General features: G+C 65.5%; 11 protein-coding genes. 5 read left to right on the top strand and 6 right to left on the bottom strand.

The genetic code is table 11. The features are described 5' to 3' along the window. Positions 1 to 203 precede the first annotated feature (203 nt). From IPK69_09200 to IPK69_09190, 3 genes are all read right to left on the bottom strand, one after another. A complete protein-coding gene (locus tag IPK69_09200; protein ID QQS08170.1) occupies positions 204 to 1,157 on the bottom strand; it encodes a hypothetical protein in 954 nt (317 codons plus the stop codon). A gap of 7 nt (positions 1,158 to 1,164) precedes the next feature. Further along, positions 1,165 to 2,304, bottom strand: coding sequence for an LOG family protein (locus IPK69_09195; GenBank protein QQS08169.1), 1,140 nt, complete (start codon positions 2,302 to 2,304; stop codon positions 1,165 to 1,167). 155 nt (positions 2,305 to 2,459) lie between these two features. Further along, on the bottom strand, positions 2,460 to 6,989 hold the full coding sequence (locus tag IPK69_09190) for a hypothetical protein (GenBank protein ID QQS08168.1): 4,530 nt from the start codon (positions 6,987 to 6,989) through the stop codon (positions 2,460 to 2,462). Positions 6,990 to 7,037: 48 nt separating this feature from the next. Between IPK69_09190 and radA the strand changes: the two genes are divergently transcribed. Beyond that, entirely contained in the window at positions 7,038 to 8,441 is a 1,404-nt protein-coding gene (gene radA / locus IPK69_09185; protein QQS08167.1) for a DNA repair protein RadA, read from the top strand. Between the two features lie 8 nt (positions 8,442 to 8,449). Here radA and IPK69_09180 read toward each other — a convergent pair whose 3' ends face one another. Further along, entirely contained in the window at positions 8,450 to 8,746 is a 297-nt protein-coding gene (locus IPK69_09180) for a hypothetical protein (protein ID QQS08166.1), read from the bottom strand. 11 nt (positions 8,747 to 8,757) lie between these two features. Then, the gene (locus IPK69_09175) at positions 8,758 to 9,294 is read right to left on the bottom strand and encodes an acyl-CoA thioesterase (protein QQS08165.1); all 537 of its coding nucleotides are present in this window, start codon (positions 9,292 to 9,294) and stop codon (positions 8,758 to 8,760) included. Positions 9,295 to 9,420: 126 nt separating this feature from the next. Here IPK69_09175 and IPK69_09170 point away from each other — a divergent pair, with 126 nt between their 5' ends. The 4 genes from IPK69_09170 to IPK69_09155 all read left to right on the top strand — a co-directional run bounded on the left by IPK69_09170 (position 9,421) and on the right by IPK69_09155 (position 14,612). Further along, on the top strand, positions 9,421 to 10,020 hold the full coding sequence (locus tag IPK69_09170; GenBank protein ID QQS08164.1) for a GNAT family N-acetyltransferase: 600 nt from the start codon (positions 9,421 to 9,423) through the stop codon (positions 10,018 to 10,020). 307 nt (positions 10,021 to 10,327) lie between these two features. Next, a complete protein-coding gene (locus IPK69_09165; GenBank protein ID QQS08163.1) occupies positions 10,328 to 12,472 on the top strand; it encodes a serine protein kinase in 2,145 nt (714 codons plus the stop codon). Positions 12,473 to 12,521: 49 nt separating this feature from the next. After that, entirely contained in the window at positions 12,522 to 13,496 is a 975-nt protein-coding gene (locus tag IPK69_09160) for a hypothetical protein (GenBank protein ID QQS08162.1), read from the top strand. Positions 13,497 to 13,685: 189 nt separating this feature from the next. Continuing rightward, positions 13,686 to 14,612 (top strand): M28 family peptidase, encoded by a 927-nt coding sequence (locus IPK69_09155; protein QQS10458.1) that lies wholly within the window; start codon positions 13,686 to 13,688, stop codon positions 14,610 to 14,612. A 71-nt stretch (positions 14,613 to 14,683) separates the two neighbouring features. Here IPK69_09155 and bamE read toward each other — a convergent pair whose 3' ends face one another. Then, on the bottom strand, positions 14,684 to 15,016 hold the full coding sequence (bamE, locus tag IPK69_09150) for an outer membrane protein assembly factor BamE (GenBank protein QQS08161.1): 333 nt from the start codon (positions 15,014 to 15,016) through the stop codon (positions 14,684 to 14,686). Positions 15,017 to 15,065 lie beyond the last annotated feature (49 nt).

Genomic DNA, 15,065 nt, shown 5'->3' with positions numbered 1-15,065 from the left:
TTCAGCGTGTGCTCGTCCAGCCGTGCCCCCGCGCAGCAGCACCACGCTGGTCCGATGCGGGTGGTACACCGGCATCGCCAACTCCATTCCCGGCTCGGCCTGGGCTAGCGTCACGCGAAGCATCAACCACGACCATCGGCACGACAACCCCACGCCTCGCGTGTGGGACGCCTCGCCATCGGTCGCTCACAGTTTCTCGGACCCTACTTCGCCGGCTCGGCCGCGGGCACGACCGGGATGATGAGCATCACCACACGCCGCGCCGAGACCTGTGTCGGGTCGGCGCTCAACAGCAGCGATCCGAGCCGGGGGCGCTCCAGAAAGACCGCGCCCTTCTTCACCGTCGGCGGCAGGTTCTCATCCTCCACCGCCAGCCGCTCGGGAATGGAGTCCCACTCCGTCTTGGGATCCTCCGCCACAAGGAGCAGCGCCTCGCGCCCCGAGAGATCGCACGTCACACCCAGTCGAGTGAAGGCGAGCCCCGCGTCGTACTCGGTCTTCGGGCTTTCCTGCCCCAGCGCCTGCACCAGGTCCGACGCCGACTTCGTGCGCTCCTCGTGCTGCAGCAGCAACTCCAGACGCAGCGACGCCGCCTTCTGCTCCTGGCGCGCCACGGGGTCGGGCGGCGCGAACCACCCGCGCGCCAGCATCCGGATCGAGCCCGCCGGCAACTCCAGCAGCCCGTTGTCCATCTGCACCTGCGACGTGCCCTCCCACGATGGGCCTGTCACGATCGGCATCCACTGATAGATCTGCCCGAGGATCTGCTCGTGCGTCGCCCCCGACGCGCGAAGCCGCTCGCGCACGAGATCGAGTTCCCCAACTGGAATCGCCAGCACCCGAAGCCCGTTCGCCCGCCACAACTTGAGCACCGAGGGCTCCAGCGGCGTCACGCGCGTCTCATACGTCCGCAGCACCCCCGCGAGCGTCTCGGCCCCCGACATCGTCCGCGCCCGCGTGTCCCCCGTCAGCCACCACTGGATCTTCAGACCCACCGGGTCCTTCCGCTCCGCCAGCGAGCCACTCGCGGTTGGCTTCGGCGTTCCGGCGCACCCGCCGAGCGACATCACGCAGGCAAGACCCGCCGCGAAGAGCACCAGCGTGCCCGCCGCTCGCATGAAGCCCATACACACGAAGTTGGTTCGCGTCGTCGTCATCGTGACTTCACGCCCGTGCCGCGTCCTTCGCCATCGGCTCACACTCGTTGATGCGGTCGATCAGGCGGCGGATCAGGCCGAACTTGTGCTTCGTGTGGTGGAAGACCAGCCTCGGCAGATGCAGATGGTCGTCCTCGCCCTCGAGCGCGCCTCGCTGCGTGATCGTCCCCTGCTTCACGAGCACCTTGAACTCGTCGCCCAGTCGCGCGACGTCCTCGTCCTTCAGTCGCGCGTTCAAACGGATCACCAGATCGTCTTTGACATAGCGCGACGAGTGGTAGATCCGATAGAACCGCGTGAGCACGTCCACCGCCTGCTTCGCCGTGTCGCAGATCGTGTAGATTGAGGGATCCTCCGGGCTGATCCACCCGCGCTTGAGCAGTTGCTCCTTGATCCACGCGTCCCAACTCCGCCAGTAATCTCCGCCGACGCCCTCGAGCATCACGATCGGCATGGGCGAGGCCTTCCCCGTCTGCACCAGCGTCAAGGTCTCGAACGCCTCGTCAAGCGTCCCGAACCCGCCCGGGAAGAGCGCCACCGCCTCAGCCTGCGACACAAACATCAACTTCCGCGTGAAGAAGTACCGGAAGTGGATCAGTTTCTCGTCGCCCTCGATCACCTCGTTCGCCGTCGTCTCGAATGGCAGGCGGATCGCCACGCCGAACGATGCTTCACGACCCGGCCCGACGTGCCCCGCCTTCATGATGCCCAGGCCTGCTCCCGTGATCGACATCCACCCCGCCGCCGCCATCAACTTCGAGAACTCCACCGCCGCGGCATAGTCCGGATGCGACTCGGGCGTCCGCGCCGAGCCGAAGATCGTCACCTTGTGCGGGTCCTTGAACTTCCCGAAGACGCGGTACGCGTACCGCAACTCCTTCACCGAACTCGTGATCAGTTTCAGTTCGCCCGTGTCACGCCCGTCGGGGATCAACTTGAGTGCCGTCTGCATCAACTCGCGAACCAGCCGCGCATCGAAACTGCCTGCCTTGCCGCCCATCTGACCGATCAGCCCGTCGATCGCCTGCACGATGTCCGGCTCGTCCGCGCGCTTGATTGCGGGCGTGATCGGCCCACCCGCCAACTCCGACTCCTGATCCACCGTCGGACCGATCTTCGATCCCGCTGGCCGTTCTTCCAATCCCATACCCTGCTCCACAACCTGATTCCGGATCGATCGGCATCGAAAAACTGCACGCGTCGCGTGCCACCGCCGCCGGGCCTCAAGCGTAGTACCCGCCTTTGACCCCCACGCCCGATGAAAAGTCGTGCTTTGTCCGGTGTCTGGGCGGCGTCACGCCCTCAAGGCACACGATCCACCGGCGTCGTCCGACGCGAGGAATCACGCCCCCGATCCGCCTCGTCGATCTCACTCTCGATTCGATCCAGCCGCTGGTCCTGTTCCGACCTCGTCCCCATCGCCTTCGACACCACGCGCGAGGTTCCTGCGAACGTCACGAGCGAGACCTCCGGGTTCGACGCCGTTCCCTTGACCGACGCCGTGAACAACTCGCTGCGGATCCCCTCGAGGATCGTCGAGATCACTGGGATCCGAGTCCTGTTGCGCGCGCGGAATCGAAGATTAAGCGCCAGGTCGGGGAGATCCGCCGTCCCATAGCCGAAGAAGTCCACCGTCCGCGACGAGAACGTCGCGCGCTCGATGTTGATCCGGTCGCCCTCGAGATAGAACACGCCGCGCCCATAGTCCAACCGCTCCGAAAACGGCAGTTCCAGGTTCGTCAATCGGATCATCGCGACCAGCACCGGGATGTTCACGATCTGCGCTCCGCCCACGGTCACGATTCCGCGCCCGCGCTTGGTCGAAGGCTCGCCCAGCGTGCCGCCGAGGGTGATGTTCCCGTCCACACGCCCGCGGCTCTCATCCGGCGACGCCGACTCCGCCGCCGCGACCGGCGCCTCGTTCTTGGTCTTGAAGTTCTCCAGCACCGACGCCAGCCGCACGTCCGAAATGCGCAGATCCGCGGAGTACGCCCGCGCTCCACCAGGCCCCGGCGCGTCGATCGTCACTCCGCCTCCCACGCGACCGCCGTGGCAATCCGCGGAAATCAGCGGCACGATGATCCGATCCCCTGGCCCGCTCGCCACGCGCACGCGCACGTTCTCCGCCCACACGCCCATGAGGCGTGCACGATCCGCGAGGATTTTCAGATCAAAGTCCGCGGGCACACCCTCTTCTCCCTTCTTGGAGAATGTGTAGCGGATGGCCGCGCTCGCGTCGGTCACGCCCACGCCAACATCCGCGCTCGCCCCCTCGAACACCACCAAACCCGACGACGCCACCGCGATCCCACCGTCACCGTCGTTCTCGCCATCGTCGCGCCCCGGCGTCGTCACCGACACCTGTCCATCTTCCACTCGCACGTTCCCAGCGCACGACACCGCCAGCGAGTCCATGACATCCGTCAACGCCGGCGGGAGCATCGACCGCAGATCCACCGGCAGGCCGCGAGACTCCATCGAGAATCTCGCCTCCGTCGCCACCTCACCGCTCTCGCGCGAGAGCCACGACCCTTCGCCACGCACCGACCACGCCTCCGAGATCGCCGCGAAGTTCCGCACGCGCCCCGTCCCCGGCGAGAACTCGAACTCACCTTCCACCGTCCCGATCTTCACCCGCGCGCCATCCGCAAGCCCCGTGTCCACCTCGATCGAGTGAGGCCAGAATGTCCCCGAGACCTCCGACGGCTTCTCCCGGGCGGCCGCGAACGGATCCGTTGAGGGCGCGGCATTCGGATTCTGCGCCACGCGGATCTCCAGATCGAACTCTCCCGTCGGCTTCAGCGACTCGTACCACTCCTTGGCCTTGCCCCCAAAGTCCAGCGCCGCCCGCCGGACTAATGGCGACTCGAACCGCGCCGAGTGGATCGTCAGCGTGAGGTCGTTGAGCGGGCTGCTCATGTCCAATGTCACGCGCCCGCTCGCCCCCAACTCCGCGTAGGACTCGTCGTCGGTCGCGACACGCGCCCCAAACTCTCTGAACTCGAATGTCGTCGGGTTCAACTCCGTCTCGGGGTGGACCTCGGCCTCGCCCCGCGACTCAAAGATGCGCACACGACCATCCGCCAGCGTCACCTCGCCGTTGAGGTCCGTGGCCGCAACCCGTGTCCGCACGACCATCTCGCCAGGCTCTCGAGCGCCAGATTCCCCATCGCCCGCTCCTTCCCCCGCCCCCCCAGCGCCGGCCGAGCCTTCCATCGTCACTCGGATCCCCGCCTTGCCTGTCGGCTGATACTCCTCGCGGAGTCTCTCGATCGCCTCTGCCGCCTTCGTGGACATCGGCCGTACCAAATCCTCGACAAGCAGCGACACGTCCGCGCGCTCCGAGACCACGCGCGACTCGAGCGTCGCCATCTTCGAGTCCTTGAACCCCAACTCGGCGTATGCCACCACCGGCGAGACGCCCGTCTCCTCGTCGCCGCCCTCCACTACCAGCGTCGGCGGGCACACCTCCCCGGCCACATCCACGATCACGCGATCGTTGGTCACCGCGATCGATCCCTGGAAACTCCGCCCACCCACGCGCGGCTCCAAGGTCTCCCCCACGATCGGCGTCGGCAGCATCGACAGGTCCGAGACCTGGAACCGCATGTCGTAGCCCAGTCGCTCTTTTCCAGTCTTCTCCGTCCGATCAAAGATCGATACCGACGCTTCATCGATCACGCCCCGGGGCGACAACATCTGCAGCAGGAACTTCGGCGGCACTTCCGCCTCCACGTCCGGCACCGCCGCCACCAGCATCGGATCGATCACCACATCCTTTGCCTGCACCTTGATCTCCGGCACGAACCCATCCGGGTCCGCCGCCAGCGACTCCAAGTCGATCCGCGCGCTCAGCAGCGCCTCGCCCCCCAACACCGACTTCAACCGGCATTCCTTCACCGTCGCCAGGTCGTTGATCTTCGTGATGACCAGCGAGTCCGCCACCAGCGGATACGGGAAGGCATTGGGTAACAGGCCCGCGTCGTCCACGGTGATGTCGAACCGGTCGTCCCACGTGCTCGTCTCGCCATACGACCTCGTGATGCGCACATCCACGTCCGCCGTGCCGCCCACACTGAAGATCGGCGCCGTCGCGTCGGCATGCAGGCGCACCCGTTCTCCCGGATCCGTGAGCGGCGCTCCCGAGTCGATCGCACGAAGCCGCTCCAGCGCCCGATCTCGGATCTCCGCCGTCGTGATCCGCTTCATCGACCGCAGCGACGCCGCCCGGTCCTCGTTGAAGAGCGCGTCGATGATCGCCGACTTCGATCCCATCGCCCGCTTCGTCTCGTCGTCCATCGGCAGGCTCCGCACCGCGATCTTGATCAGCACCTCCGCGTCGCTCGTCGGCGGCGCAATGCTTCCGCTTGCCTTGATCGTCGCTCCGCTCGGCGCCACACCCTCGATGTTCACGATCCGGATCTCGCTGTCGTCGAACTCCCAGCGGCCGTGGAGTTGATCGAAGACGTACGGGAAGCGCTCGAACGCCGCCGACCCGTCACGCATCTCGACGCTCCCCTCGACGTCGATCCGCCCAGGCTTGCCCTCCACAGGGTCCCCCCGCGTGACGATCACCTCCGCGTCCACAATTCCCGTGGGGTTCATGAACTGGTCCATCCGCCGCTGCACGAGCGCCGGCGCGAACCGCAGGATCTGCGGGTTCCGCGTCAACTCGAAGTTCCGGCTCACAAGCCGAACAGCAAACGGCGAGATCGTCGACGTTCCCTCATACTCCAGTTCGATCTCGTAGGGCAGTTCCTCCAACTTCCCCACGAAACTCCCGCGGACACCCGTGTTACCCAGGATCAGCGCCCCGCGGACATCCTCCATCCGCAACTTCTTCCCGATCTGGTGCGGCGGCAGCGGGATCGGATTCCCCGCCTCGTCCTCGCCCGGTTGCGTCTCGATCGGGAGCGTCATCCCCACGCCCAACAGTTCCACACGAGCCTCGGTCTTCCCGTCGGGCGTGTAGCGGAACGTCGTGTCGCCGATCGCGCCCTTGAGCGCCAGATCGCGGTACACGCCGCGCACGAACGACGGCACCGACTCCGCAGGCCACTGTTCCAGCGTCAACCCCTTGAGCGCCAGTTCCAGCCCCGTGCGATCGGCGCGACCGATGATCTCCACACCCTCGGGGACGCCCGTCACCGGATTGATCTGCGTGAACTTGATCGTCGACTCGCCGCGCTTCCCTGGCTCACGCTCCACGCTCCCCGCGACATCCAGCGACCGCAGCGGTGTGAAGACCCCATCTGCCGTGTGCTCTCCGAGTTGGATCACCCCCCGCCGCACCACCACCACCGGGGCCGCTCCCATCGACGAACTCGGCTTCGACTCGGGGACCGTCAGCCCCGACACGTTCACCTCGCCGCTCGCCACGTTCTGGCTGATCCGGATCACCGGGTCGTCGATCTCCACCGATCGAAACCGAAGATCCCCTCTCAAGAGCGCCCCCCACACCGGGCGCGCCTCGATCCCCCCGATGCTCACGATCTGCCCGGCCTCGCCGGCGACGTTCCGCGCGCGAACGCTTGCGTCGCGGATCACCACGCGACCGTTCGACAGGATGTCCACGCTTCCCGCCGATACGTCCGCGTTCAGCGTCGAGCCGATCGCCGAGCACACGATCCAACGAGGCACCGCCGTGCGCGTCAACACCAGAAAACCAATCCCGAGCACGATCACGACCGCCAGCAGCCGCCGGCCCCATCGGCGCCACCACGGCAATGGCGCCCGCTTCGCCTTGTGCGATGGTTCCGCGGGCGTCACGCCCTCAGGTGTCGAAGATGGTTCTGGTGTGGGTGTCTGATCCACGCGGTCAAGCCCCTTCATCGATCATAGAAGCACCCCCATAGATGCACCCCACGGCTACGCTCCGTCATGGCCAAACGGCGCAAAGTCTTCGCCTGCTACGCCTGCGGCTCCGTCCAGAGCCGCTGGCTCGGCAAATGCCCCGACTGCGGCACATGGGACTCGCTCGAAGAGCAGACCCTCGACGACAGTGCCGCCAAAGACCCGCAGCGTGGACTCGTCGAGGCCTGGGCCGATCTCAACGACGGCGCCACACCCGACGCGAGCACCAATCCCGCCAAACCCCTCGACGATCTCGCCTCGGCAACAACCAACGCCCCGCGACTCAACTCGTCCATCGCCGAACTCGATCGCGTCCTCGGTGGCGGCCTCGTCCCCGCCTCGATCGTCCTCGTCGGAGGCGAGCCGGGCATCGGAAAGTCCACACTCCTCCTCCAGGCCGCCGCCGCCTGGGGACGCGCCGGGCATACCACGCTCTACGTCTCCAGCGAGGAATCCGCCGAGCAGGTCTCCTTGCGTGCCGCACGCTTCTCGTCGAAGGCTAACCCAGGCGTCCTCGTCCTCGCCGACACCAACCTCGCCCGCATCGTCGAGCAGGTCCGCAAAGCCAAGCCCCGCGTCGTCGTCATCGACTCCATCCAGATGGTCTACAAGGCCGACCTCCCCGCGGCCCCGGGCAGCGTCTCCCAACTCCGACGGTGCGCCGCCGAACTCGCCTACCTCGCCAAGGCCTCGGGCATCGCCGTCGTCCTCGTCGGGCACGTCACCAAAGACGGCACGCTCGCCGGCCCGCGACTGCTCGAGCATCTCGTCGATGCCGTCGTCTCCTTCGAGGGCGATCGATACCACGCCCATCGCGTCGTCCGCTGCCTGAAGAATCGCTTCGGCACGACGCTCGAGGTCGGCCTCTTCGAGATGTCCTCCACGGGCCTGCGCGAACTCCCCGAGGGTGCCGCTGGCCGCGTCCTCGCCGCCAGCGACACGCCACGCCCCGGCTCGGTCGTCTCGCCCGCGATGACGGGAAGTCGCTGCGTGCTCGTCGAGGTCCAGGCGCTCACCGCGACGGGATTCCTCGGCGCCGCCAAGCGCAAGTGCTCGGGCCTCGATCCCAATCGCCTCGCGATGCTCATCGCCGTCCTCGAGCAGCACGCCGGCCTTCGCCTCGCAGACCGCGACATCTTCGCCAGCAGCGTCGGCGGCCTGCGCGTCATCGAGCCCGCCGCCGACCTCGCCCTTCTCCTCGCCATCGCCGGTTCACACTACAAAAAAGCCCTCCCCAAGGCCACCGCCGTCTTCGGCGAGGTCGGCCTCGGCGGCGAGATCCGCCCCGTCCCCCACGCCGAGGCGCGCCTCCGCGAGGCCCTGCGACTGGGTTTCAAGAACATCATCGCCCCCAAGGGCGTCGAGCCGATCCCCGGCGTCACGCTCCACGCCATCAAGAATGTCGATCAGGCCGTCGCGCTGCTGGAGTAGCACCGCCACTACTTCATTAACACCCACACTACGATCAACGCCAGCGCCACCACACCAAACGCGATCACAATCCGCCACATCGCGGCCACCGGATCGGCGTACGCGGCCGGGCGATCGATCTTCGGGAACATCAGCCGCGTCTCGTGCCCGCACTCGGGACACTTGAGCGCGTTGTTCCGCACCGTCACCCCGCCGAACTGATAGTCGCACTTCTCGCAGATCGCCTGTCGTGGCTCCAGCCCCTCATACGGCGCACGCCCGCCGGCGCGCACAACCTCCGGCAACTCCGGCGGGCGCTCTCCCACAGGCTCCGTCGTCACACCCCACCCCCCCCCACCCCCCCACTCCCCGCGTCCGCCCCGCCCCTCAACCACTCCGGCATCGCGCTCACCACGCCCTTCGAATCCACACACGCCAGCGTCGTCTCCGCCGTAGCCGCGATTGTGTCCGTCGGCATGCCGCCCAGCGCCGCGTCGCGCTCCACCACCACGACCTCATACGAGTGCTGCAACTTCGCCATCCCGCTCTTGAGCACCCTGGATCGCACCTCCACCACGTCGTCGTACATCACCGGGCGGCGATACCGAACCTCCAGTTTCGTGACGACCAGGAACACCCCCGCATGCTCCAAGGCCGCGTAACTCACGCCGCTCCCGCGCAGGAGTTCCGTCCGCGCCATCTCCAGCCACGCCACATACGCCGCGTGGTGCGCCACGTTCATCGGGTCGCACTCGCAATACCGCACGCGCACCCTCACCGACCCCGACGACGCCGGCCGGACCACAGGCCCCGCCGCCTCGCCGCGCAGCCGCGCCCCGACCTCGCTCGCCCGCTGCCTCGCCCGATCACGCATGACACATCCTACCAACGCTCGTGGCACAAGCGTCCCGCCTGTGCCTCCCTCTCCGACCAACTTCTCGCAATACACACTCCGCACATTGTCCTCAATTGCCTTGCCGCCCCACTACACTCCTCTCCCATGCTCTCGCCCAAGCAGGTCAAGACCGGCCTCGCCCACACCGATTCCGCCGAGCGCGTCCGCCCCGTTGTCGCTGTCCGCCGGCTCACCGACCACGACTCCATCCCCAAGGTCACGCGCCTCCTCCACCACGCCTACGCCGCCCAAGTCGCCATGGGCCTCCGCCCCCTCGCAGGCCGCCAGGACGACGAGACCACCGCGCGCCGATGCGCCTCGGGCGAGTGCTACCTCGCCACGCTCACCGAAGACACCGATCAAGGCCCCGTCGAGCACTTCGTCGGCACCATCCTCTTCCACGAGATCGAGGACGCCAAAGGCCCACCCTGGTTCGCCAACAACTGGGTCGATTCCTTCTCCCAGTTCGGCGTCGACCCCCACTACCAGGGCCATGGCATAGGCCAGATGCTCCTGGGCACCGTCGAACTCCGCGCCAGCCAATGCGGCGCCAAGGAACTCGCCCTCAGCATGGCCGAGCCCGACTCCAACCTCATGCGCTTCTACATGAAGCGTGGCTACCGCTTCATCGAACTCTGGCAGTGGCCCTACACCAACTACAAGAGCGCCATCCTCAGCAAATCCCTCGCCGATTCAAACGACTAATCCCTCCCGCTGGGACCGCTCTCCGCAGCGGCGTTCCACCGCCCGACCATCACCGCTCCAACACCATCGCTTCACCCTCCACGCGTCCCACGCCCTCTATCCCCATCCATCACCCCACACCAACCCGCGACCCCGGCGCGATCCGACCACTTCTCTCGGACGTATAACTCCCTGGACACATTCGCCCCGCCAAGGCTGGCGTTCGGCGCCCGCCCGGTCGATACATCTTCTCGGCCTGGGGCTTCTCGAGTGCGCCACGGTCTCCAGCCGTGGCCCGCCGTCGATCATGTTCAGGGAGGGCCGAAGCATGTCCACCGCCGGCAGAGGAAACAACGACCACACCACGCCTCTCCACGGGGGCAGTGATCTCGTCCGCGCCGTCGAGGAACGCCTCGATCGCAAGCGATTCCAGGAACACCACTGGGCCGGCACCTTCTGGGATTACCTCGATCTCTGCGCCAACGACCCCTCCGTCCTCCGCAACGCCTACCAGCGCCTCTATGACGCCGTCATGGCCCAGGGCCACGAGAAGTACCGCCTCTTCAAAAAGGACTGCGTCCGCTACCACTTCTTCTCCGACCCCTTCGGCCAGGGCGCCGACGCGATCTATGGCCTCGACTTCGCCCTCATGCAACTCGTCGATGTCCTCCGCTCCGCCGCCGAGGGCTATGGCACCGACAAGCGAATCCTCCTCCTCCACGGTCCCGTCGGCAGCAGCAAGAGCACCATCGCCCGCCTCCTGAAAAAGGGCATCGAGTCCTACTCACGCACGCCCGAGGGCGCGCTCTACTCCTTCTCCTGGATGCTGGGCGAGAACTGCGAGGTCGTCCAGGCCGGCTCCTCCTCGCGCGAGGCCGACCGCTCCCACGAGTATCGCTGCCCCATGCACGAGGAACCCCTCGTCCTCATCCCGCGTGAGGCCCGCGCCGATGTTCTCGCCAGCCTCAACGCCACGTACAAGCCCAAGTACCACCACGGGCGCCTCCGCGTCGATGGCGAGCCCGACCCCTTCTGCCGAAAGATCTTCGAGGATCTCATGCAGTTCTACGACGGCGACTGGCGCAAGGTCATGGACCACGTCAAGGTCCGCCGCATCGTCCTCAGCGAGAAGGACCGCGTCGGCATCGGCACCTTCCAGCCCAAGGACGAGAAGAACCAGGACTCCACCGAACTCACCGGCGACATCAACTATCGCAAGATCGCCATGTTCGGCAGCGACTCCGACCCCCGCGCCTTCAACTTCGATGGCGAACTCAACATCGCCAACCGCGGCGTCTGCGAGTTCATCGAGGTTCTCAAACTCGACGTCGCCTTCCTCTACGACCTCCTCGGCGCCAGCCAGGAGCACTCCATCAAGCCCAAGAAGTTCGCCCAGACCCACATCGACGAGGTCATCCTCGGGCACACCAACGAGCCCGAGTACAAGCGCCTCCAGTCCAACGAGATGATGGAGGCCTTCCGCGACCGCACGATCAAGATCGATGTGCCGTACAACATCCGCCTCGACGACGAGATCCGGATCTACGCCCGCGACTTTGGCCCCGAGCGCATCAAGAACATCCACATCGCCCCGCACACGCTCGAGGTCGCCGCGATGTGGGCCGTGCTCACGCGCCTCGACGAACCGAAGAAGGCCGGCCTGACGCTCCTCCAGAAACTCAAGTTGTACAACGGCAAGAGCCTCCCGGGGTTCACCGAGGACTCGGTCAAGGAACTCAAGGAAGAGGCCACGCGCGAGGGGATGAACGGCATCAGCCCGCGGTACATCCAGGACAAGATTTCCAACGCCCTCGTCAGCCGCCAGGCCGTCGATGAGCGGAGCATCAACCCCTTCATGGTTCTCAACGAGATCGAGAATGGCCTCAGCCACCACTCGCTCATCAGCGACGAGAACACACGCAAGCGGTACCGTGAACTGCTCGCCGTCGTGAAAGAGGAGTACGAGGACATCATCAAGGGCGAGGTCCAAAGGGCAATCTCCGCCGACGAGGACGCGATCCGGCGCCTGTGCACGAATTACATCGAGAATGTCCGGGCCTACACCCAGAAAGAACGCGTCAAGAACAAGTACACGGGTCGCGACGAGGAGCCCGACGAGCGCCTGATGCGGGCGATCGAGGAGAAGATCGACATCCCCGAGAGCCGCAAGGACGACTTCCGCCAGGAGATCATGAACTACATCGGCGCGCTGGCGCTCGACGGGAAGAAGTTCGAGTACAACACCAACGCGCGCCTGTACAAGGCCCTGGAACTGAAACTCTTCGAGGACCAGCGCGACACGATCAAACTCAAGAACCTGGTCTCGAGCGTCGTGGACGACGAGACCCAGGCGAAGATCGACATCGTGAAGCAGCGCCTCATCAAGAACTTCGGCTACAACGAGACGAGCGCGACCGACGTCCTCAACTACGTCGCGAGCATCTTCGCGCGGGGGGATGCGAAGAGCAAGTAGCGGCCATGCCGACGGATGCTCGCGGTATCGGCCATACGATCCGCGAGTCATGCGGCTCTTTCGCCGTCAACGCGAGCCCGAACTCCTCGATGATCGGGGCAGGCCCATTACCTTTGTGGGCGGTTCTGTGATCGCGAGCGATCTCTCGGAGTCGTACGCGCGTCGAAACCGGATCATGAGTGGTGTCGTGATTGTCATAGCCAGTATGGGGATGCTGTACTGGGCGTGGAGCGGCTCGATTACCAAAGTGTCCCTAGGCGGTCTCTTTGCACTGCTCGTGTGGGCTTTCTTTGTTGATATCGGTCAATACTACTGGAGCAGGCACACGCAGCGACAGACCCAATCGCCGGTGGTGTCGTTGGTGACGGCCTATCGGCGCTGCGGCGCGTGCGGCTATGACCTTCATCCGATCGCCGAGGATGCCGAAGGGTTCTGCACCTGCCCGGAGTGCGGTGCCTCGTGGCACAGGGATCGATTCATCTGGGCCGATCAGAACGTCGAGCGACTATCGGGTATGTTTGGCATGGGCCTCTCGAGCCGCTCAAATGCCAGCGATCTGTTCGACGACGATCGCGGCGTGCCGATGGAGCACAAATGGCAATGGCCGCCGCGGTGGTTGGGCAATGGCGTGCCTCGGCCCGGCGTGTGGTACGAGATGAAGGCGATCGCCCACAAGAAGCGGATGAGCATTCTGCGCTGGGCGGTGCCGGCGGTCGTCGTCGCGTGGATCGTGGTGAGCACGCTGCTCATCCGGCGCGTCGATCGGCCAGAGTTGTTCGAGTATACCGCCGTCTTGGTTGTCGTTGGGGCTATCGGGATTGTCGTGCTGCATGTGGTCCATCGTGTGGGTGTGCACGTCGCCCTTGTCCGAGTGCCGGTGGATGTGCTGGGGTTGTGCAACTCGTGTGGCATGCCGCTGCCCGAGGATGCGACGCCGCAGTTCGATGGGTGCGTTGTGTGCACCAGATGCCAGCGGGCGTGGAAGCGGCGTGGCGTGGAGAAACCGGCTCGTCTGTCGCCGTGATCTGCAGATTCCATGGATCTCAGCCGCCGGGCTCCCGAATATGCTAGTATACACTAGCATGAGGAGCCGGTCATGGATTCAGCACCAAAGAAGAAGCGACAATTCCGCTTTGTGACTCGCGCGGCGTTGAAACGCCTGGCAGTCTTCGGCGTGGTGTGCGCGATCGGGCTGGTGCACTCGTACTTGGCGATGCTGCGCATGCCGGGACGGTCGTACACGGGCGAGTTGCCCGCGTTGACGGCGCAGCAGCGTGAACTCAGCGAGCTACTGAAGCGTGATGTGGAGCACCTCGCGAGCGAGGGCGGGCAGCGGAGCACGTTCTATCCGAGGCGATTCGCCGAGACAGCGTTGTGGCTGAAGCATGCACTGGAACGCGCGGGCTACGAGGTCAACGAGCACTCGTTCGTGAAGCGTGGGGCGGCGTGCCCAAATCTCGAGGTCACCGTCCCCGGCACAACCCGGGCGAATGAGATCATCGTGGTGGGCGCCCATTACGACTCGTATCAGGGAGCGCCCGGCGCCGACGACAACGCGTCAGGAGTGGCGGCGGTGCTCGCACTCGCGCGACGTGGAGCCAACACGCCACACGAGCGGACCGTGCGCTACGTGCTGTTCGTGAACGAGGAGCCGCCATCGTTCATGACAGAGGACATGGGAAGCCTGGTGTACGCACGGGCGTGCAAGGAGAACGGCGACAACATCAAGGCGATGATCAGCCTGGAGTCGATCGGGTACTACTCAGACAAAGCGAGCTCGCAGCAGTACCCGCCGCCGCTAGGGATGATGTACCCGGATCGAGGCGATTTCATCGCGTTCGTGGGGAACTACTCGGGACGAGGGCTCCTCAAGCGGTCCTTGCGCACCTTTCGTGAATCGACCGAGTTCCCAAGCGAAGGGGCCGCCCTCCCCTGGTTCGTGCCAGGCGTCGCCTGGAGCGACCACTGGGCGTTCTGGAAGGTCGGGTATGAGGCATTGATGGTGACAGGGACGGCACCATTTCGAAACCCGAACTACCACACGCTCGCCGACATGCCCAACACTCTGGATTATCAACGCATGGCCCGAGTCGTCGAAGGCGTGGAACACGTCGTCACCGAACTCGCAATCGGTGATTGAGTCCAATCAACCGACACATGGCCGCTCTCAACTCGAACCACCCACGACACCGACCACTCAAACAGGTCGATCTACAACCCCCGCGTCAACTTATCAACCACCTTGTCATCCTGGAACGTGATCGTGATCACCTTCCCGCCCTTCTTCCACTCGTACACCTCGCGATTCCCCGACGATCCCGCGCCCCCGGCCAGCCCGCTCGCCCCGATGCTCACGCCTCCGATGTCCTGTCGAACACCCTTCCCCAAAATCCGCTCCACCTGCTGGCGCGTCATCCCCGTCGTCACCTTGTCCGCGTTCGACTGCGTGATCTTCTCCTCGCAGCCGCCGAGCACCATCACGCTCGACAACGTCCCCACCGCCACCGTCACGCCCAACACCACCGACGCCAGTTGCCGCTTCATCGCCAACCTCCTTCGCCACACACCTACGAGCACACACATCCCCGCTCGG

This window comes from Phycisphaerales bacterium, assembly GCA_016699835.1.
Taxonomy (GTDB): Bacteria; Planctomycetota; Phycisphaerae; order Phycisphaerales; family UBA1924.
This window is presented reverse-complemented; position numbering and strand designations above follow the sequence as displayed.